This is a genomic window from Ruegeria sp. CDSC081, assembly GCF_059610485.1.
This window is the reverse complement of sequence record NZ_JBXWNS010000008.1, coordinates 73,634-92,940: the sequence shown is the minus strand read 5'-3', so window position 1 is coordinate 92,940 and position 19,307 is coordinate 73,634. Positions and strand designations below refer to the sequence as shown.

Here is a 19,307-nt window from a genome sequence, read left to right as displayed (position 1 = left end):
TCGGCCTCCTAATTCAATACGAATTCCATCACGAGGACATCGCGCACGCGCCCTTCCCCGACGACGATTCCAATGCGACGCAAAAGGTGACCGCGAATGCGCATCAGTGCGAGCGAATCCTCCAGATCCGACACTTCGACCGCCCGCAGATACCCGTTCAGAACATCCATGATTCGAGGCTTCATCTTCTCGACATCCGAGACGTAGTTGCTGTTCACCTCAAGCTGGGCGTGGAATTTCAGATGCCGCGAATCGCCGGCATTGACCGAGACGATCACCGCCGGCAGGTCGATAAAACCAACCTCGGGCAGGGTTTTAACCTCGGTCCCTTTGTCTTTTTCCTTGGCGTCTTCCGCGGCTGGTTGGCCGCCAAATGGCAGCAGTCCAGAAGTGGTCAGGAAATACCCGCCCGCAGCCCCGGCAACGGCCAGAATCACCCCTATGATCAGTCCCTTTTTCCCCGATTTTTCCGGGGCTTCTGCCTGTTCTGCAGTCGCGTCAGTCATGACGTCCTCATTCATTCAGTCTGGGGATGTCATAACCCGGCAGGGACTAACCGATTGTTAAGGGCAATCGTCCAAACAGGGGATGCGCCGGGCAGAATGTCGGCGAGTCGGAGGTGAGCGTGCAGCAGATCGGAACTGTCTGGGCAAGTTTGGACAGGCGAAAGCAAATCATTGTCGCCGGTGCAGTCGTGCTGGTCTTTTTGGGGGTCCTTGCGATGTCGCGGTTGGCGACGGCGCCGTCGATGACCCTACTCTATGCCGGGCTGGAAAGCGGCGCGGCGGGGGATATCGTTCGATCACTGGATCAGCGCGGCGTACAGTATGAGATTCGGGGCGGTTCGATTTACGTGCCCGGCTCGCAGCGGGACGAATTGCGTATGACGTTGGCCAGCGAAGGCCTGCCTGCGAACGGAAACCGAGGGTATGAGCTTTTGGATTCACTCAGCGGCTTTGGCACCACCTCGCAAATGTTCGATGCGGCCTATTGGCGTGCGAAAGAGGGTGAGCTTGCACGCACGATTGTCGGCAGCCCTCACATAAGTCAGGCGCGCGTGCATATTGCCAACGGGTCGACGAATCCGTTTCAGCGCAGTGTCGCGCCGACGGCTTCGGTCTATCTGGTGTCCTCGGGTGCGGATATCACTTCGGATCAGGCCAAGGCGATCCGTTTTCTGGTCTCTTCTGCCGTCAGCGGCCTCGCACCCGAGAATGTGGCGGTGATTGATTCCAATGGTGCGGTCATTGGCGCAAAAGAGACTGCGGTGGCAGCAGATACCGCGGATGACAAGTCGCGCCAGCTGCGCGAACGGGTCCTGCGTCTGATTGAGGCCCGAGTAGGTACCGGAAATGCAGTCGTTGAGGTCAGTGTTGATACGGTCACTAAAACCGAATCCATCCGTGAAAGGCGCTTTGATCCTAAGGGGCGCGTGGCCATCAGCACCGATGTCGAGGAACGGTCTGACAGCGCCCGGAACCAACCGTCCGATGTCACGGTGGCGTCGAACCTGCCCGATGGCGACGGCGCAGGCGGGGACGCAACCAATTCAAATGCCACACAGACGCGGGAGCGGGTCAACTATGAAGTATCCGAGACTGAGTTAGAGGTTCATACCGCACCCGGGGCGATCAAGCGTCTGACCGTTGCGGTTCTGGTAAATGGAACGCGCTCGGTTGATGCCTCGGGTGCAGAAAGCTTTGCGCCATTGCCCCAGACCGAGCTTGACGCATTGGGAGAGCTTGTGGCCTCGGCCGTTGGGTTCGATGCCGAACGTGGCGACGTCATCACCCTGAAATCGCTGGATCTGCCCGCAGTAGAGCCTGGCGGAACTGTGGTTTCGTCTTCGATCTGGCAGCAGGTTCATTTTGACGCGATGTCACTGGTCCAAATGGCCGTTCTGGCGATCGTGATGCTGGTTCTGGGATTGTTCGTGATCCGCCCGATCCTGATGAAACCGGCCCTTGCCCCCGCCCTTTTGCCGGCGGGAACACCGCCAGAGCCCGAGGCGGTTCTGACCGGTGAGATCGCGACCGAAGAGGGCGGGCAATTCGCCGCCATTCCGGGGTACGCCCCAGCAGACGTGCCGGCATTGGCGGCAAATCCAGGCGCTGATCCGGTTGATCGGCTGCGCGCCATGATCGGCGACAAGCAGGAGGAAACCGTGGAAATTCTGCGCAGCTGGCTTGAAGAAAGTGAGGAGCGTGCGTGATGTCGATAGCTCATCTTCTTGAGGATTTCACTGTACAGGCAGGCGGCGGCAAAGTTCATTTACTGGACGAAGAGGCGCTGGAAGAACAGCGGCTTGGTGCCTTCGAACACGGCTATAGCGCCGGATGGGACGATGCCCTTCAGGCCCAGGAACAGGGTCGTGGAAAGGTATCAGACAACCTTGCCCGCGCGCTCGAGGATATGTCCTTTACTTATCATGAGGCAACGAGCCGGATGACAATGTCGTTGGAGCCCATGTTCCAGAGCCTCGTCAATCTGGTGTTGCCGAACACCCTGGATCGGGGGCAGGCCACGCGGCTGGTCGAACAGCTTACAGAAATGGCCGGTGAACAGATTGGCCAACCGATGCAAATCTTTGTGCCTTCGGGGTTCGTGAGTGTTGTCGAAGGGCTGTTGCCCCCCGAATTGGCCACCCCGACCCGCGTTGTCGAGGACCCGTCTCTTGGGGCCGGTCAGGCACGTCTGCAGGTTGGTACCTCGCAGCGAGAGGTGGATAGCAGCGCCTTGCTAGAGACAATCCGTTCAGCATTTGACGCTTACGTGTATGAGGCAAAAGAGGCATTGAACAATGAGTGACCCGCAATCCCCCAAACCCGAAAAAGCCAGCCCGTTTGATTCCGTTCCGATCGAGGTAACCGTGTCAGTCGGTCGGGCGCGCCCGCTAATCCGAGATCTGCTGAATATGGGGGAAAACGCTGTTCTCACCCTGGACAAACGGATCGAAGATCCTGTGGACCTATATGTTGGCGATCAACTGGTGGCGCGCGGTCTGCTGGAAGAGATGGAGGGTGATCAAGCCGGGCAACTGGCCGTGCGCCTAACCGAAATCGCGGATCTGCAGAACGGGATCGGGTAATGCGTTTCCTGTTTTGGGTGGCGGTGCTGCTGACGCTGACGCCGTCTCTGGCCGCCGCGCAAGAGGTGTCGCTGTCACTGGGCGAAGGCGGGTCGATTTCCGCGCGCACCATTCAGTTGATTTTGCTTATTACCGTGCTCAGCCTCGCGCCTGGGCTGGCGATAATGATCACCTGTTTCCCGTTCCTGATCACCGTTCTGGCCATCTTGCGGCAAGGGATCGGATTGCAGCAATCCCCCCCCAACATGCTGATCGTCAGCCTCGCACTGTTTCTGACCTATTTCATCATGGAGCCGGTCTTTTCGGAGGCCTGGACCACAGGTATTCGCCCCATGGTCGAAGAAACGATGGAGGTCGAACCAGCGTTGGAGCGCGCGTTGCAGCCGTTTCGTGCCTTTATGGCAGGGCGAGTTGATCCGGATACTTTCCACGCCATGGCAGCATTGCGACCCGGGGGTGATACGGTTTCCTTGTCGGCCGAGGCACCCTTGTCGATCTTGATGCCGTCTTTCATGCTCTCTGAGATAGCGCGGGCCTTTCAGATCGGGTTTCTGATCTTCCTGCCGTTTCTGATCATTGATCTTGTGGTGGCCGCTGTGCTGATGTCGATGGGGATGATGATGGTTCCGCCTGCAACAGTGTCGCTGCCGTTCAAACTAGCCTTCTTTGTCATCGCCGACGGCTGGTCGCTGATCGCAAGCGCGCTGGTGCGTAGCTATATGACATGAATCGTCACTGCCTGGTGATCTGCAGACGTGCGCGCAGGCCTTGCTCTCCGGCTTCGAAACTGAGGGTGCCGCCATGCTGTTCTGCGATTGTCGCCGCGATTGTCAGACCCAGACCAAACCCATCCGAAGACCCGGTGTTTGACCCGCGCCGGAACGGGGCCATCAGGGCTTCGATATCCGAGACGGACAGATCGGCCCCTTTGTCCTCAACGGTGATGGTTGCTATTTTGGCATCGGTTTCCAGCTGAACCTCGGCATGGCGCCCATATTTCAGCGCATTGTCGATCAGGTTGGTCAGGGCGCGCTTCAGCGAAATTGGCCTGCCGACGACCAGCATTCTCCGGGTCTCGGGCAGGGATCCATGCCCTCGGCGCGACATGAAAACGGACGTGCCGCCCTGTACCGCCACTGGGGCCAGCTTTTTCAGGGTCACCGGCAGTCCCATATCCTGATAGTCCGCGACCAGAGCCTCGACCAGCGACGTCAGTGAAATCTGCCGCGGTTCCTCTATGCTCAGCTCGGACCTTGTGTAGGTCAGAACGCTTTCGATCATGCCGGTCATCTGATCGACATCGGCCTCAAGCTTTTCGCGCAGCTCGGCATCCGGGATCAATGCGGCGCGCAGCCGGACGCGGGTGGCCGGGGTGCCCAGATCGTGGCTGACACCCGATAAAACAGTGGCGCGCTTTTCCAGTTGCATGCGCTCTGCGTCCAGATGCTCGTTCACGGCAGAGACGATGTCGCGCAGTTCGGCCGGGCCATCGGCCTCATAACTGTTCGGCCCGCCCCGCCTTTTGCGGTCGCGCAGGGCAGTCGAAAACCGGGTGAAACTGTCCGATACATTGCCGACCGAAGTCAGGATCACCGCCAGCGCGACAATGGCGACCAGAATTGTGGGCAGACGCAGGTCAGTTGGGGCTGCACGGCATCCCCAGATATCTGTCCCGTCCACCTGTTGCCATGCGCCGCGCCCATAGCGGGCGATCAGTATGGGTTCGCTGCAATAGGTCGCCAAAAGCCGGGTCAGGTTGCCCATTTTCTCAGGGCCGGTCTGGTCGATGCCGGAGAGGATGTCGGACACCGGGTAAACTAGCCGGTCTGACATCACAGCCAGCGTCAGCTCTCGGCCTGAAACGGGTGCTGAGCTGTCAGTCAGGATCGACAGGTTGGTGACAAAGCTGCGATCCGAAAACCCGGGAAGTTGCTCAAACTGCCCGGCATCCGCCAGGCTGGCTGCTTTGGGCGGCAATGGTACGATGGAGATGCCTGGCGGTGGGGATTTACCGATGCGCAAATCCTCGTAAATAGCGAACCCGGCAACATATGCACGGGTCTGGAATTCCTGCCATGCCCGGGCCGAGGCGAACCAAAGGCCTGCGGCCAGCAACCCCGAGGTAAAAGCGGCGCAGGTCCAGATCCAGCCCAGGCTGCGCAGGCGCGTGGCGCGGACGGTCATGCGGTTTCGTCCACAGACACCTCTGCGGCAAAGATATAGCCCACACCGCGTTCGGTCTTCAGCATTTGCGGGTTTTTGGGGTTGGCTTCGATCTTGGATCGCAGCCGCCCGACCAGCATGTCGATGGCGCGTCCCTGGCCTTCGCTCTTGTCATTAGCGCCTGTTACATCCAGGGCCGCGGCGATTTCATCCCGGGTCAGGGGAATATGCGGGTTGGCCAGAAAAACCTTGAGCATTGCTGTTTCTCGCTGCGACAGGGATACCAGATATCCGTCGGGCGAATGCACTTCGTCCCGTTTGCCGTCATAGAGCCAGCCGTCAAACCTAAAGGAGCGGGTGCGGCGGCGATAGGCAAGCGAAGGTGTACGACGCGCCCGTTGCATGACGGCGCGTACGCGAGCCAGCATCAGTTGCGGATTAAAAGGCTTGGCGATGTAATCGTCGGCGCCCACCTCATACCCGGCCATGCGTTGATGATCGGCGGACAAGGCCGAGACCAGAATGATCGGCACGTCCTGTTCGGCCCGCAGGCGGGCACAGATATCAACGCCGTTTTCATCCCCCAGCATCACATCTAACAGAATCAGGTCGATCCGACCCGACTTGAGATGGGCGCGGATTTCGCTTTCGGAACTGGCGGGCAGCGCAATGAAGCCATTCTGTTGCAGGAACTGGGTCATCATCGACCGCATTTCAGGGTCGTCATCCACCACCAACAGCCGCGGAATGCTCACAGTGTTCGTCCTCCTGTTCTCTGGCCCCAAACTTCGTCCATTGTAACGAACGGAAACAGATTCAATGCTAACGTAACACGCTGTAACAAAAGCGGTGAAAATTTGCGCCATTCCCGGGTATTGGCCCGGATTTAGCGTTGTCAGACTCAGATAGGGACACAGTATTGCGGCATTGCCATTTTGACTGGCACCGAATTCTCAGGGAGGAGAAAACATGAAACGATTTTCTTTTGCGACTGTGTCCGCATTGGCCGTCGCAGCCGGATCATCTGTGGTGGCCGAACCACAGGCGGAGGTCTTGCATTGGTGGACATCCGGTGGCGAGGCCAAATCGGTGGCCGTGCTTCAGGAAGAGTTTGCCTCGAACGGGGGCACATGGACCGATATGCCTGTCGCAGGCGGCGGCGGTGATGCGGCCATGACAGCGCTGCGGGCGCGGGTTCTGGCAGGCAACGCGCCGACAGCGGTTCAGCTGAAAGGCCCGGCGATTCAGGAATGGTATGAAGAGGGCGTACTGGCCGATATCTCGAACGTGGCCGCCGCCGAGGGCTGGGCCGAGGTTCTGCCCGCGTCGATCGCCGGTCACATGATGTGCGAGGGCACCTGGTGCGCGGCACCGGTGAACGTTCACCGCATTGACTGGATTTGGGCCAATGCCGATGTGCTGGCCGCAAACGGAATTGAGATGCCCACCACATGGGACGAGTTCAACGCCGCAGCCGAAAAACTGCAGGCCGCCGGTGTGATCCCGCTGGCGCATGGCGGTCAGGCCTGGCAGGACGCTACGGTTTTCGAAGCCGTCGCGCTGGGTCTTGGCGGACCGGAATTCTATCAGAAAGCCCTGGTCGATCTGGACCCCGAGGCGTTGACCTCGGACACAATGATCCAGGTCTTTGACCAGATGCGCACCCTGCGTGGTTATGTGGACGAGAATTTCTCGGGTCGCGACTGGAACCTTGCCACCGCGATGGTGATGAACGGCGAAGCGGCCTTTCAGATCATGGGTGACTGGGCCAAGGGCGAATTCCTTGCAGCGGGCAAGAAGCCTGGTGAGGATTTCCTGTGCGCCTCGACCCCCGGCGATGGATATCTGTATAACGTCGACAGTTTTGCCATGTTCGAGGTTGAGGGCGACGACAATCGCGCCGGTCAGGAATTGCTGGCCAAGCTGATTGTTGCACCGAACTTTCAGGAAGTGTTCAACCTGAACAAAGGTTCGATCCCGGCCCGGACCGATGTGTCGCTGGATGCCTTTGACATCTGCGCGCAAATCTCGGCCGAAGACATGGGCTCGACCTCGGCAGGTGGTTCACTGCTGCCGTCTTATGCCCATGGCATGGCGCTGCGCGGGTCGCAGGCTGGTGCGATCACAGATGTTGTGACCGCGCATTTCAACTCGGATATGTCCTCGGCTGACGCGGTTCAGCAACTGGCGGACGCGGTGGCCAACAGCTACTGATCCAATACGCTCTGCCCCCAAGATGTGGGGCAGAGCATCTTTCCCCGGAGGAAAACATGTCCGAATGGCTGGAAAACCACCTGCCCAAGGTGGTGCTGGCACCGTCGTTCATCGCCGTATTGATCTTTGTCTACGGATTTATCGGATGGACCGCATGGGTGTCGCTTACACGCTCAAAACTGCTGCCGAAATACGAGATCCATGGCTTCATCCAGTATGAGCGCCTGTTCGACTCTCCGCGCTGGGATACGGCGATTGGCAACCTGTATATCTTTGGTACTCTGTTCATCGTGATCGCGATGCTGCTGGGCCTGCTGCTGGCCATCCTGCTGGATCAGAAAATCCGCGTCGAAGGAGCGATCCGAACAATCTATCTCTACCCCATGGCGCTGTCGATGATCGTCACGGGCACGGCGTGGAAGTGGATCCTGAACCCCGGTCTGGGGATTGAGTCCATGGTGCAGGGTTGGGGCTTTCCCAACTTCGAATTCGATTGGCTTGTGAATCCCGATTACGCGATCTACACCATCGTCATTGCCGCACTCTGGCAAAGCTCGGGCTTTGTGATGGCGTTGTTTCTGGCCGGTCTGCGCTCGGTCGATGGCGAGATCATCAAGGCCGCACAGGTCGATGGTATTCCAACCTGGCGTATTTATACCGCGATCATCATCCCGTCGATGGCCCCGATTTTCTTGTCGGCTTTCATCGTGTTGGCGCATCTGGCAATCAAGAGCTTTGACCTTGTCATCGCCCTGACCGGAGGCGGTCCGGGCTATGCGACCGATCTGCCCGCCACCTACATGTATGCGATGGCCTTTTCGCGCGGCGATATCGGTCAGGCGGCGTCTTCTGCAATGATCATGATGCTGGTCGTCTTTGCCATCGTGGTTCCTTATCTCTACTCAGAATTGAGGGCTAAAAATGACTGATCTGTCGATGCCCCACACCCAAACCCGCAGTCAAAGTAACATGAGCAAAATCGCCCTGCGCTGGCTGCTTTACGTGGTGCTGTGCCTGTTCGCGCTGTATTACCTGATGCCATTATTTGTGATGTTGACGACATCGTTGAAAAGTCTTGAGGAAATCCGTACCGGTAGTCTGATATCGTTACCGCGTGAGGTGAGTTTCGAGGCCTGGAAAACCGCTTGGTCGGGCGCCTGCACGGGTATCCAATGCGAAGGTCTGCGGCCTTACTTCTGGAACTCGGTCCTGATTGCGGTGCCTGCGGTGGCCATCTCGACCCTGCTGGGTGCTCTGAATGGTTACGTTGTCGCGCAGTGGCGGTTCAAAGGGGCTAACATCATCTTCTCGCTGATGCTGTTTGGTTGCTTCATTCCGTTTCAGGTCGTCCTGCTGCCGATGGCGCGCCTTCTGGGCATGATGGGTATTGCCGGAACCATTCCGGGTCTGATTTTTGTCCACGTAATCTATGGTCTTGGCTTCACCACGCTGTTTTTCCGCAACTACTATGTCTCTATCCCGGCCGAGCTGACCAAGGCCGCTCGCGTCGATGGGGCCGGGTTCCTGCGGATTTTCTGGTCGATCTTCCTGCCACTGTCACTGCCGATCATCGTGGTAACCGTGATCTGGCAATTCACGCAGATCTGGAATGATTTCTTGTTCGGCGTGTCGTTCAGCCAGGCGGGCACACAGCCTGTGACTGTGGCGCTTAACAACATCGTAAACTCCACCACCGGTGTCAAAGAATACAATGTCGACATGGCCGCCGCGATCATCGCGGGTCTGCCGACGCTGCTCGTCTATGTCGTTGCCGGTAAGTATTTCATCCGCGGCCTGACCGCTGGCTCTGTGAAGGGATAGAATGATGGCTCCCATCCTTGATATCAACAAGCTGTACAAGAACTACGGCGCAACCGAGATCCTGAAGGATATCAACATCTCGATCGAACCGGGCGACTTTCTGGTGCTGGTCGGCCCATCGGGCTGTGGTAAATCCACCTTGCTGAACTGCATTGCCGGGCTGGAACCGATCACCGGCGGTACGCTGGCCATTGGTGGCAAAGACATGACCCATGTCAGCCCTAAGGACCGGGACATCGCCATGGTGTTTCAGTCCTACGCTTTGTACCCGACCATGTCGGTGGCCAAGAACATTACCTTTGGCATGAAAGTGCGCGGCGTGGATCAGGCTACGATGGGCGCTAAGCTAAAGGATGTGGCCGCGCTGCTGCAAATCGAACCGCTGCTGAACCGCCGTCCCAGCCAGCTGTCCGGTGGTCAACGTCAGCGGGTGGCGATGGGACGGGCGCTGGTGCGCGACCCCAAACTGTTCCTGTTTGACGAGCCGCTGTCGAATCTCGACGCCAAGCTGCGGGTCGAGATGCGGACAGAAATCAAGAAGCTGCACCAGACTCTGGATGCCTCTATCGTTTATGTGACCCACGACCAGATCGAGGCGATGACGCTGGCCACCAAGATTGTGGTTCTGAAAGGCGGGATCGTGCAGCAGATCGGCAGCCCGGCCGAGATCTATAACAACCCTGCCAACCTGTTCGTGGCTGATTTCATGGGCTCACCCGCGATGAACCTGATCCCTGCAAAGGCAACCAAGAACGGCACAGGCACCGAAATTGCCATCGAGCGGTCATCGGGTGAAACGCTAGTCCTGAAGGATGCCCGTGATCTGTCACTGCCGCAGGATGTCATTCTGGGCCTGCGCCCCGAGGATATCGCCGAAGCCGGTTTCCGCGCCGGGGACGGCGTGCAGGAAGCGGTTTGCATGGTCGACATGGTCGAACCTGCCGGAGCTGACACCTATGTTGTGTCCGAACTGGGCGGCAAACAGGTCACTGCGCGCCTGCACGCGGAAACCAGCGCCCAGGCCGGACAAGAGCTGAACCTGGCCTTTGACATGAGCAAAGTGTCCTATTTTGCCAAGGAAACCGGCGAGCGGTTGAACTAGCGCACTGCGCAGGACTTGTTCTTGCTAAACTCGGGCAATTTCGCCAAGTACTGACGCCATGTCAGGCCAACGAGATTGCCCGGGGAATATCGATGATACTGGAAATTCGACATTACACACTAAAACCGGGCCGCCGAGAAGCGTTCATAGAATTCTTTGAGAAACACAATCGCGCTGCGTTGCGGGATGCAGGAATGCTTGTGTTTGGGCCGCTCAGAGACCTGGAAAATCCTGACAAAGTGCATTGGATGCGCGCGTTTTCTTCGTTGGAAGAACGCGACAGGAAAAAGGACAGCTTCTATGGTGAGGCGGTCTGGAATGACCAGATCGAACCCATTGCAATGCCAATGATCGCACACTATGAGGCCGAACTGGTCGAAACTACGAGCGGATTTGAAAGTTTTGACTGCAGCAAATCGCTGTGAATTCACCCGGTTCGCTTCATATCCTTGATCAGACGGTTCAGATCACCGCCGCGCGCGTCCAGCATGGCGCCAATCTCGGTACGTTCGGTCAGCAGCATGTTCACGCCTTCGATGAACATGTTGAAGAACTTGTCGCGGCCGGATTTGTCGGACACCAGGAAGGTCACCTCGAACGGGGAAGATCCCTGCAGCTTGACCGAGGTGCGGACCTCGTATCCCGCTTTGATCTTGCGCGCATTGCGAACGGTCACCTGGCCGCCAATAAACTCGCGAAAGCGACGCCCGTATTTGCTGGAGATATAGCCCTGAAACGCGTCAGTGAACTGCCTGATCTGCGACGCACTGGCCGAGCGGCCATCGGCCCCCAACACATAGCGCGCCATGATCGGAACATCGGCATATTGCACGAAAATCTTCTCAAAATCGCGGATCATGCTCTTTTCGGATTTTCCCGAACTGATGACGCGATTGATGTCATCCACAACGCTAACGACCAACGCTTTTGCACTGGCCTCTGTCTGGGCAAAGCCTGGCAAGGGGAGGGTGGCTAGCGCCAGGCCGGCGATGCCAGATGCAATAAACTCTCTTCTCTTCAAATAATTACTCGGCATATGGATCCTCGTAGGGGTCAAGGTAGGGGTCTCTGACAGGGTCGGTCCCGATATCTGCATAGGGATCGTCATACAATCCCAGATAGGCGTCCTCATCATCGCGTGCCAGTTCGAAACGTCGATTTTGCAGGTAAATTGTTTGTGCCTGCTTATAGCTGTCAGCACTTTCATAGAGGATGGAATCGACTGTGTCCGAGAACCGTCCACGGTCGCCCATCCGCCTTACGATTTCGGCGTAGACGCCAATATTCTCGACCGGGCGCACCGGTGTGAAGTTGATCGGGTTCGAAAACAGGTTGACGACGACGCCGACCGCATCCCTGGATGTTGAGGGGCCATAGAAGGGCAATTCCACATAGGCGCCTTCGCCAAAACCCCAGACGTGCAGGGTTTCACCGAAATCGGTATCCACGGGCGGCAGGTTCAATTCGCTGGCCGGGTCAGACAGACCCGCGCCACCAACGGTCGTATTGATGAGGAACCGCAGCAGGGCATTGCCCGACTGCTTCAGATTGCCCTGCAGCAGATAATCCAGAGCCTGACCCGGCATAGTCAGGTTTTCGGCAAAATGGTTGAAACTGGTCACCATCGGATCGGGCACGATTTTCACATAGCCCTTCGAGGCCGGACGGAACAGGAACCGGTCGACGCCCAGATTGAACTTGTGAATGCCGCGGTTTGTATTCTCGTAGGGATCGAAAGTATCGCCGCGCGCGGCCTGATCGGCGGGTTGGGACGCACAAGCGCCAAGAACGGTCATCAGGGTCACGACAATCAGGGGCTTGAATCTGATCTTGCTCAACACGGTATTTCAACTCCAAACGCGCCAGCCGTTTTGTGAGTGGGGCTGGACGCTCAATCAATAATGCCTGCGGCCATTTTGCGGCTCAATCTGTCGTCACATAAAGGTTTTGGGCCCATTTTGAAACAGTTCGCGTTTAACCCGGCCGACTGCATCTGGTAAAGTGACACAAGTTCAACACCTCGGGATAAGAGAAGTTACGCTTAATACGCCACTGACCGCAGTTTTACTGGTTTCACACTTTTCCAGCCGAACGATCCCGGATAGCGTCCGGCCGAGTCTATATCAGGTGAGGATCAACAGATGAGTATCGCAGCAAAACTGGAAAGCCTGGGAATCAGTCTGCCGGACGGGCCGGCGCCCGCCGCCAACTATGTGCCTTTCGTGCGGGTCGGCAATATCGTCTACGTTTCAGGACAGATTTCCAAGGATGCGGAACTGATCACCGGCAAGCTGGGTGATAACATGGATGTTGCAGCCGGTGCTGCGGCTGCCAAGGTCTGCGCGATCAATCTTCTGGCGCAGGTCAAGGCTGCTTGCGGTGGCGATATAGAAAAGCTGGTGCGTGTGATCAAACTGACAGGGTTTGTGAATTCAACCGCCGATTTCACCGACCAGCCGCAGGTGATCAATGGTGCGTCGGACTTTCTGGTCGAGGCGCTGGGCGAGGCTGGTCGCCATTCGCGCTCGGCCGTGAGTGCAGCGTCGTTGCCGTTGGGCGTCGCGGTTGAGATCGAAGGCATCTTCGAGATCGCATGACCCCGGTACTGCCCGCTACGTTCCTACAGGCCCCGATCACGCATCGGGCCCTGCACGACAAATTGGACAACCGCCCGGAAAACAGCCGGGCGGCGGTTCGTGCCGCTGTTATGGCCGGTTACGGGATTGAGATTGATCTGCAGTTGAGCGCCGACAACCGGGCTTTGGTCTTTCACGACTATGACCTGGGGCGACTGACCGGGCGACCGGGGCCAGTTCGGCAGATTTCGGCGCAGGTAGCGTCCGAGACACAGCTGTTGCACGCTGATGACGGCATTCCGACACTGGATGATGTGCTGGAAATCGTGGCGGGCAAGGTACCCCTGCTGATCGAGCTTAAGGATCAGGACGGTGTGATGGGCCTGAATGTGGGCCCGCTCGAGCGTGATACTGTACGAGCCCTTGAGGGTTATGAAGGTCCGGTGGCGCTGATGTCGTTCAACCCCAATTCGGTGGCTGAACTGGCGCGGTTGGCGCCGCATTTGCCCAGGGGGATCACGACCTGTTCGTATCAGCCCAAAGTCGAACTTTTGCCTGCGGCGGTGTGCGATTACCTGCGGGACATCCCGGATTTCGCAAGGGTCGGGGCCAGTTTCATCAGCCACGAAGCCGAAGACTTGTCCCGCCCAAGGGTTGCCGAGCTGAAGGCGCAGGGTGTTCCGGTCCTGTGCTGGACCGTTCGCTCGGCTGCGCAAGAGGCCGAGGCTCGCAAGATTGCCGATAATGTGACTTTCGAAGGGTACTTAGCCGCGCATCCGGGTTGAACCGCGCCCCTTCCGTCACAGATAAAGATCAAACGCAGAGGGCACATGGATCAGGCACAAATCGAGGTTCGGGTACTTGGATCGCTCTCGCAGATTACTGCGGCAGAGTGGGACAGCTGTGCCTGCCCCGAGGCTGCGGATGGGGGCCGTCCGCTTGATCCCTTTACCACTCATCGCTTTCTTTTGGCTTTGGAGGAAAGCGGGTCGGTCGGGCCGGGTACCGGTTGGCAGCCGCAATACCTGACGGTTTATCTGGACGGAATGTTGATCGGGGCCGCCCCGATGTACGCCAAATCGCATAGTCAGGGCGAATATATTTTCGACCACAACTGGGCGCATGCCTATGAAAACGCCGGCGGGCGGTATTATCCCAAACTGCAGATTGCCGTGCCGTTCACCCCGGCCACCGGGCGCCGCTTTCTGCTGCGGCCGGGATATCAGGCGGTGGGCATGTCCGCCTTGGTACAGGGGGCGGTGCAGCTGGCCGCGGATAATCAGGTATCGTCGGTCCATACGACCTTTTGCACTGAAGATGAGGCGTTGGCGGGCGAACAGATGGGCCTGATGCTGCGCCATTCCCAGCAATTTCACTGGCTAAACGACGGGTATGCGGATTTCGATGGATTTCTGGCCGCTTTGTCCTCGCGCAAACGCAAGAACATCCGCAAGGAACGCGCGCAGGCCTGCGCCTTTGGCGGCGAAATCCGCGCGTTGACCGGTGATGACCTGCGCCCCGAACATTGGGACGCGTTCTGGGAGTTCTATCAGGATACCGGCGCTCGGAAATGGGGCGTGCCCTATCTGACGCGGCAGTTCTTTGATATTGCGCAAGAAACCATGGCGGATGACATGGCATTGGTGCTGGCCGAGCGCGGCGGGTATCCGATTGCGGGGGCGCTGAACTTTATCGGGCGCGAAACGCTTTATGGCCGTTACTGGGGCTGCGTCGAACATCATGCCTGCCTGCATTTCGAACTGTGCTATTATAGGGCAATCGACTTTGCCATTGCGCAAGGCCTGGCTCGGGTCGAGGCTGGGGCGCAGGGCGAACACAAGCTGGCGCGCGGCTATCTTCCCACGCGCACGCACAGCCTGCACTGGGTCAATGACCCCAGCTTTGCCGATGCGATCAAAAAATATCTGGACGCCGAGGCCCAAGCAGTGGGAGAAGAAATCGAGATTCTGACTGATTATGGCCCGTTCAGAAAGTCGAACCCGGAGGAACACCAATGACTGAACTTCTGTCGACCGAGACCCGTGGCCCCTTGCTGGACCCGCTGTTCAAAAGCGGCTGGACCATGGTCAAGGACCGGGATGCGATCACCAAGACCTTTATGTTCGAGGACTTCGTCCACGCCTTTGGTTGGATGACCCAAGTGTCTATGTTTGCCGAGAAATGGAACCATCATCCCGAATGGTTCAATGTCTACCGCACGGTCGAGGTGACGCTGTCCACCCATGATGTCGGCGGGCTTTCGGCGCTTGACGCCAAACTGGCCCGCAAGATGGACAGCCTGGTCTAACCGCTGTCACCGCGTGATCCGACACCACCGGCAAGGCTGGCAACCTGACCCAGCCGCTTGAACTCAGCTGGGGTGACCAGGTTGTCACTAACGTCGATTTCGGCAGGTATCCGGGTAGTTCTGTTGCCGATCATGCGCACGGACCGTGCTGCGGGGTTGATGTCGAGACAACGCCGGTCATAGCAGGTCAGGCCAGTGGCGCTGATCTCAATCCTCGATTGGCCATCAGGGCCGGTCACAATAGGGGCCTGCGGCACATCACATGCAGCAAGCAACCCCAACGCAAAAAGAGCACTCCATTTGGTCATTGCATACTCCTGTCTGGCCCAAGGCCGCAGAGCCTAGTCCAGTTGACCGTTGCTGTTCTGATCAGCAGAAATAAAATCTTCGGTCATATGCTGATCGTATTCCGTTCTTGAAATATTATTATCCCGGTCCCGGTCAACCTTTTGGAATTGCTTTATATCCAGAAACGGCTTGGCTTCATCCAGGCCCAATGTGCCGTTCTTGTCCTCATCCATCGTCTGGAACGCATAGTCGGAAAAGGCGTCGAACTCATCTTTCGACAGGAAGCCGTCATTATTGGTGTCGATGGCCTTAAGCTCATTCTCATGCAGCTCTGCCACGGTTTCGGCCGTTGCGGCACCCGCCAGGGACAACATCGACAGGACGATTGCGGTTTTCATCTTCATCCCTCTCAACATGCGAACCTCTGACCTTCAACGCCGCCGACCGCAGCACCCGCTGCCGTCAGGATGGTTTTCCCGGAACCGCCGCCAAACTGATTGCCGATGACGCCGCCCAGCAAGGCACCACCCACTGTGCCGCTCAGGCAAGCGATCTCATGCTGTCGTGCGGCCTGTTGCTGCGGGGTAGGGGCCGGTCCACAAGCGCCAAGTGCACCGGTCAGACCTAAAAGAAAGGTAAATGTCTTTAGGTTCATAAATAAACTCCCTGATGAATATGTACCAAGTATTCGCCCATCATAAGAGTGTCGCAAGTTAAATTGCGAAAATGGCCCCAGCGGCACTGGGGCCAGATCAGGTCAGATAACCTCTAACAGCCCTTCACCTGCGGATATCTCGCAGACGCCGGGATTTTCCTCCAGGTTCATGGCGACCACTTTGCCGTCTTCGACCAGCATCGCATAGCGCTTGGACCTGCCGATCAGACCAACGGGCGGGGCGTCGAAATCCATCCCGATGGCTTTGGTGAATTCAGACGCCGCATCGGCCAACATGGTTAGGCCAGTCGCAGTTGCGCCGGTGGACTCGCCCCAGGCGCTCATGACAAAGGGATCGTTGACCGAGATGCAGATGATTTCTTCCACGCCTTTTGCATCGAACTGGTCTTTGGTACGCATAAAGCTTGGAACATGCGCTGTTGTGCACGTGCCGGTATAGGCGCCGGGCACGGCGAAAATGACAACCTTGCGGCCTTTGGTCTTGTCCGAAACGCGGACCTCTTCAGGGCCATTTGCCCCCATTTGGGTCAATGTCGCGTCGGGCAGAGTGTCACCTGTTGAAATCATTTTTTCGCTCCTGTCATTTGGATTTGCAGAGTCGGGCCTAGCCGCAATATAGGTGAGCTAACAAAAGTGACCACGGGAATTCGACAGGGTGAGGGGAATATGAGCCATATTGTCGTGATTGGCGCCGGCCAGGCAGGTGCTTCGCTTGTCGCCCGGCTGCGCAAAGATGGGTTCGACGGCGAGATTACTCTGATTGGCGCAGAGCCGCATTTGCCCTATCAGAGACCGCCTTTGTCCAAGGCCTATCTTCTGGGTGAGATGGGGCTAGAGCGCCTCTTCCTGCGCCCCGAAAACTTCTATACCGATAACAATATCACCCTGCGCCTTGGTCAGCGTGTGACCGGTATTGACCCGCAGGCCAAGACGGTGACGCTGGGTGATGAGGTTGTTTCTTATGATGAGCTGGCCCTGACCACTGGATCGGATCCGCGCCGCCTTCCAGCCGCTATTGGCGGCGATTTGGAAGGGGTGCATGTGGTGCGTGATCTGTCCCATGTGGACGAAATGGAACCCTATGTGTCCGAAGGCGCGCGTGCGCTGATCGTGGGTGGGGGATACATCGGGCTTGAGGCCGCAGCCGTTTGCGCCAAGCGCGGGGTCAAGGTGACCCTGGTCGAAATGGCCGACCGCATTTTGCAACGGGTCGCCGCCCCCGAAACCAGTGACTATTTCAGAACGCTGCATTCCGAATATGGCGCCGATATCCGCGAAGGTGTCGGGTTGGAGCGACTGCTGGGTGAAAACGGCAAGGTCACCGGCGCGGTGCTGACCGATGGAACAGAACTGGCGGTCGATTTCGTTGTTGTCGGCGTTGGCATCGCTCCTGCAACCCAACTGGCCGAGATGGCCGGGCTTGAGCTGGACAATGGCATCAAGACCGATGGGCATGGGCGCACCTCTGATCCGTCGATCTGGGCGGCGGGCGATTGCGCCTCATTCCCGCATGCTGGCGGGCGTATCCGTCTGGAAAGCGTGCCAAACGCGATTGATCAGGCCGAGATTGTTGCCCAGAACATGTTGGGCGCGGCAAAGGATTATACTGCGACCCCGTGGTTCTGGTCGGATCAGTATGACGTCAAACTGCAGATCGCGGGCTTGAACACCGGGTATGACCGGGTGGTGACCCGCAATGGTGACGGGCAGACCGTGTCCTTCTGGTACTATAAGGGCGATCAGCTGATCGCGGTCGACGCGATGAACGATCCGCGTGCCTATATGGTTGGTAAGCGTCTGATTGAAAGCGGAAAAACAGCTGATCCTGCTATTGTGGCCGACCCGGATGCGGACCTGAAACCGCTGCTCAGAGCGTGAGGATCATCGCCGGAGCCTTCCGAGGTCGGGCTTTGGCCTCGGTCGGCAAGGGGGACGCCGGCGCGCATCTGCGCCCGACCACAGACCGGGTACGCGAAAGCCTGTTCAACGTACTGGCCCATCAGATTGATTTTGACGGGCTGCGCGTGTTGGACCTGTTCGCAGGCACCGGTGCGCTGGGGCTTGAGGCCTTGTCGCGCGGTGCGGCACATGTGAGCTTTGTCGATGATGGCCGCGTGTCACAGGGCCTGATCCGCAAGAATATCGACCTGACCCGCAGCTCTGACTGTACCGAGTTGATCCGTCGCGACGCCACGCGGTTGGGAGCCAATCCTGCAGCGCCTTATGACCTGATCTTCCTGGACCCGCCCTATGGTAAATCCCTTGGGCAAAAGGCGATTGCTGCCCTGTCAGAGGACTGGTTCGCACAAGGCGCCCTTGTGGTCTGGGAGGAAAACGCGCCCATGCAGCCGCCCGAAGGATTCGTCCTGCAAAACAGCCGCAAATATGGCGATACGCATATCACCCTGATGTGGAATGGCGATCCGGATGCATGATCTGGTGATCTTCGATTGCGACGGAGTCCTGGTCGACAGTGAGCCGCTGTCCAATCAGGTACTGGTCGACAATCTTGCCCGTTATGGCCTGAACCTGACAATCGAAGACAGTATGAAGCTGTTCGTTGGGGGCACCATGACCGGGGTGCGGGACAAGGCAAGGGCGCTGGGCGCGGAGCTGCCCACAGGCTGGGTTGATGAGGTCTATGCGGAAACCTATGACCGGCTCCGCCTTGGCGTTCAGCTGATGCCCGGCGTGGCGGACCTGCTGGCGGTTCTCGAAGCAAACGGGTTGCCTTTCTGTGTCGCCTCGAACGGCAGCCCGGACAAGATGCAGATCACTTTGGGTCAGAACGGGTTATGGGATCGGTTTCGCGATGTCGCCTTTTCGGCCCATGTCCTGGGAACGGCCAAGCCGGACCCGACATTGTTTCTGACAGCGGCTGAGCGTTTCAACGCCGTAAACCCCGTGGTGATCGAGGACAGCCTCAGCGGCCTGACCGCAGCAAGCAGGGCACATATGCGCTGTTTGGCCTATGCGCCGCATGGTGGCGGTGAAAAACTGGCCGCTGCGGGGGGCGAAGTCTTCTCTGACATGGCGCAGGTCCCGGCGCTTTTGGGGATTTGACCCTGTCA

At 58.1% G+C, this 19,307-nt stretch carries 25 protein-coding genes; 16 read left to right on the top strand and 9 right to left on the bottom strand.

All coding sequences use genetic code 11. The features are described 5' to 3' along the window. Positions 1–8 precede the first annotated feature (8 nt). The gene (locus AC2FH9_RS15455; protein ID WP_496697845.1) at positions 9–506 is read right to left on the bottom strand and encodes a flagellar basal body-associated FliL family protein; all 498 of its coding nucleotides are present in this window, start codon (positions 504–506) and stop codon (positions 9–11) included. A gap of 119 nt (positions 507–625) precedes the next feature. Between AC2FH9_RS15455 and fliF the strand changes: the two genes are divergently transcribed. The 4 genes from fliF to fliP are packed head-to-tail and all read left to right on the top strand — an operon-like array spanning position 626 to position 3,816. Next, a complete protein-coding gene (gene fliF, locus AC2FH9_RS15450; protein WP_496872117.1) occupies positions 626–2,212 on the top strand; it encodes a flagellar basal-body MS-ring/collar protein FliF in 1,587 nt (528 codons plus the stop codon). Beyond that, the gene (locus AC2FH9_RS15445) at positions 2,212–2,808 is read left to right on the top strand and encodes a FliH/SctL family protein (protein ID WP_281995695.1); all 597 of its coding nucleotides are present in this window, start codon (positions 2,212–2,214) and stop codon (positions 2,806–2,808) included. Before fliF ends, AC2FH9_RS15445 begins: the two co-directional genes overlap by 1 nt. Continuing rightward, complete coding sequence (locus AC2FH9_RS15440; RefSeq protein ID WP_271952383.1) at positions 2,801–3,088, top strand: FliM/FliN family flagellar motor switch protein; 288 nt, start codon at positions 2,801–2,803, stop codon at positions 3,086–3,088. The genes AC2FH9_RS15445 and AC2FH9_RS15440 overlap by 8 nt, the downstream gene beginning before the upstream one ends. After that, the gene (gene fliP, locus AC2FH9_RS15435; protein ID WP_496692770.1) at positions 3,088–3,816 is read left to right on the top strand and encodes a flagellar type III secretion system pore protein FliP; all 729 of its coding nucleotides are present in this window, start codon (positions 3,088–3,090) and stop codon (positions 3,814–3,816) included. Before AC2FH9_RS15440 ends, fliP begins: the two co-directional genes overlap by 1 nt. 4 nt (positions 3,817–3,820) lie before the next feature. Here the strand turns inward: fliP and AC2FH9_RS15430 are convergent, their stop codons facing one another. Both AC2FH9_RS15430 and AC2FH9_RS15425 read right to left on the bottom strand, forming a co-directional pair. Then, on the bottom strand, positions 3,821–5,272 hold the full coding sequence (locus tag AC2FH9_RS15430) for a sensor histidine kinase (protein WP_496791230.1): 1,452 nt from the start codon (positions 5,270–5,272) through the stop codon (positions 3,821–3,823). Beyond that, positions 5,269–6,006: a response regulator transcription factor gene (locus AC2FH9_RS15425; protein ID WP_496872114.1), complete on the bottom strand. Its 738-nt coding sequence runs from the start codon at positions 6,004–6,006 to the stop codon at positions 5,269–5,271. The genes AC2FH9_RS15430 and AC2FH9_RS15425 overlap by 4 nt, the downstream gene beginning before the upstream one ends. Positions 6,007–6,220: 214 nt before the next feature. Between AC2FH9_RS15425 and AC2FH9_RS15420 the strand changes: the two genes are divergently transcribed. The 5 genes from AC2FH9_RS15420 (at position 6,221) to AC2FH9_RS15400 (ending at position 10,813) form a co-directional block, all read left to right on the top strand. Next, entirely contained in the window at positions 6,221–7,465 is a 1,245-nt protein-coding gene (locus AC2FH9_RS15420; RefSeq protein ID WP_271952389.1) for an ABC transporter substrate-binding protein, read from the top strand. Positions 7,466–7,521: 56 nt separating this feature from the next. Then, a complete protein-coding gene (locus AC2FH9_RS15415) occupies positions 7,522–8,394 on the top strand; it encodes a carbohydrate ABC transporter permease (RefSeq protein ID WP_142638652.1) in 873 nt (290 codons plus the stop codon). Beyond that, the gene (locus AC2FH9_RS15410; protein WP_271952391.1) at positions 8,387–9,286 is read left to right on the top strand and encodes a carbohydrate ABC transporter permease; all 900 of its coding nucleotides are present in this window, start codon (positions 8,387–8,389) and stop codon (positions 9,284–9,286) included. Before AC2FH9_RS15415 ends, AC2FH9_RS15410 begins: the two co-directional genes overlap by 8 nt. A gap of 4 nt (positions 9,287–9,290) precedes the next feature. Further along, a complete protein-coding gene (locus tag AC2FH9_RS15405) occupies positions 9,291–10,388 on the top strand; it encodes an ABC transporter ATP-binding protein (protein ID WP_496872112.1) in 1,098 nt (365 codons plus the stop codon). Between the two features lie 92 nt (positions 10,389–10,480). Next, a complete protein-coding gene (locus AC2FH9_RS15400; protein WP_496872110.1) occupies positions 10,481–10,813 on the top strand; it encodes a putative quinol monooxygenase in 333 nt (110 codons plus the stop codon). A 2-nt stretch (positions 10,814–10,815) separates the two neighbouring features. Here the strand turns inward: AC2FH9_RS15400 and AC2FH9_RS15395 are convergent, their stop codons facing one another. Next, positions 10,816–11,424, bottom strand: a complete 609-nt coding sequence (locus AC2FH9_RS15395; RefSeq protein WP_496692767.1) for an MlaC/ttg2D family ABC transporter substrate-binding protein — start codon at positions 11,422–11,424, stop codon at positions 10,816–10,818. Next, positions 11,414–12,184, bottom strand: coding sequence for an MlaA family lipoprotein (locus tag AC2FH9_RS15390; RefSeq protein ID WP_142638706.1), 771 nt, complete (start codon positions 12,182–12,184; stop codon positions 11,414–11,416). The genes AC2FH9_RS15395 and AC2FH9_RS15390 overlap by 11 nt, the downstream gene beginning before the upstream one ends. Before the next feature lie 345 nt (positions 12,185–12,529). On the opposite strand from AC2FH9_RS15390, the gene AC2FH9_RS15385 reads away from it, so the two are divergent. Genes AC2FH9_RS15385 through AC2FH9_RS15370 form a run of 4 tightly spaced genes read left to right on the top strand, consistent with a single transcriptional unit; the run spans position 12,530 to position 15,272 of the window. Next, positions 12,530–12,985 (top strand): RidA family protein, encoded by a 456-nt coding sequence (locus AC2FH9_RS15385; RefSeq protein ID WP_142638661.1) that lies wholly within the window; start codon positions 12,530–12,532, stop codon positions 12,983–12,985. Continuing rightward, on the top strand, positions 12,982–13,749 hold the full coding sequence (locus AC2FH9_RS15380) for a glycerophosphodiester phosphodiesterase family protein (protein WP_496692766.1): 768 nt from the start codon (positions 12,982–12,984) through the stop codon (positions 13,747–13,749). Before AC2FH9_RS15385 ends, AC2FH9_RS15380 begins: the two co-directional genes overlap by 4 nt. A gap of 45 nt (positions 13,750–13,794) precedes the next feature. After that, positions 13,795–14,982, top strand: coding sequence for a GNAT family N-acetyltransferase (locus AC2FH9_RS15375; RefSeq protein WP_496690250.1), 1,188 nt, complete (start codon positions 13,795–13,797; stop codon positions 14,980–14,982). Next, positions 14,979–15,272 (top strand): 4a-hydroxytetrahydrobiopterin dehydratase, encoded by a 294-nt coding sequence (locus AC2FH9_RS15370; RefSeq protein WP_142638667.1) that lies wholly within the window; start codon positions 14,979–14,981, stop codon positions 15,270–15,272. The genes AC2FH9_RS15375 and AC2FH9_RS15370 overlap by 4 nt, the downstream gene beginning before the upstream one ends. Here AC2FH9_RS15370 and AC2FH9_RS15365 read toward each other — a convergent pair. From AC2FH9_RS15365 to AC2FH9_RS15350, 4 genes are all read right to left on the bottom strand, one after another. Beyond that, positions 15,269–15,580, bottom strand: a complete 312-nt coding sequence (locus AC2FH9_RS15365) for a hypothetical protein (protein WP_496750635.1) — start codon at positions 15,578–15,580, stop codon at positions 15,269–15,271. The genes AC2FH9_RS15370 and AC2FH9_RS15365 overlap by 4 nt on opposite strands. 33 nt (positions 15,581–15,613) lie before the next feature. Continuing rightward, a complete protein-coding gene (locus tag AC2FH9_RS15360) occupies positions 15,614–15,958 on the bottom strand; it encodes an EF-hand domain-containing protein (RefSeq protein WP_496678396.1) in 345 nt (114 codons plus the stop codon). 11 nt (positions 15,959–15,969) lie between these two features. Next, positions 15,970–16,215, bottom strand: a complete 246-nt coding sequence (locus AC2FH9_RS15355) for a glycine zipper 2TM domain-containing protein (RefSeq protein WP_271952399.1) — start codon at positions 16,213–16,215, stop codon at positions 15,970–15,972. 102 nt (positions 16,216–16,317) lie between these two features. Next, positions 16,318–16,803 carry a peroxiredoxin gene (locus tag AC2FH9_RS15350; protein WP_142638675.1) on the bottom strand — a complete coding sequence of 162 codons (486 nt, stop codon included), beginning with the start codon at positions 16,801–16,803 and terminating at the stop codon, positions 16,318–16,320. Between the two features lie 99 nt (positions 16,804–16,902). On the opposite strand from AC2FH9_RS15350, the gene AC2FH9_RS15345 reads away from it, so the two are divergent. From AC2FH9_RS15345 to AC2FH9_RS15335, 3 genes are read left to right on the top strand one after another with little or no spacing between them, the layout of a single operon-like run. Then, positions 16,903–18,114, top strand: coding sequence for an NAD(P)/FAD-dependent oxidoreductase (locus AC2FH9_RS15345; RefSeq protein WP_496872106.1), 1,212 nt, complete (start codon positions 16,903–16,905; stop codon positions 18,112–18,114). Next, positions 18,111–18,671: a 16S rRNA (guanine(966)-N(2))-methyltransferase RsmD gene (gene rsmD, locus AC2FH9_RS15340; RefSeq protein ID WP_496690247.1), complete on the top strand. Its 561-nt coding sequence runs from the start codon at positions 18,111–18,113 to the stop codon at positions 18,669–18,671. Before AC2FH9_RS15345 ends, rsmD begins: the two co-directional genes overlap by 4 nt. Then, positions 18,652–19,299, top strand: coding sequence for an HAD family hydrolase (locus AC2FH9_RS15335; RefSeq protein WP_496872104.1), 648 nt, complete (start codon positions 18,652–18,654; stop codon positions 19,297–19,299). Before rsmD ends, AC2FH9_RS15335 begins: the two co-directional genes overlap by 20 nt. The last annotated feature ends 8 nt before the right edge of the window (positions 19,300–19,307 follow it).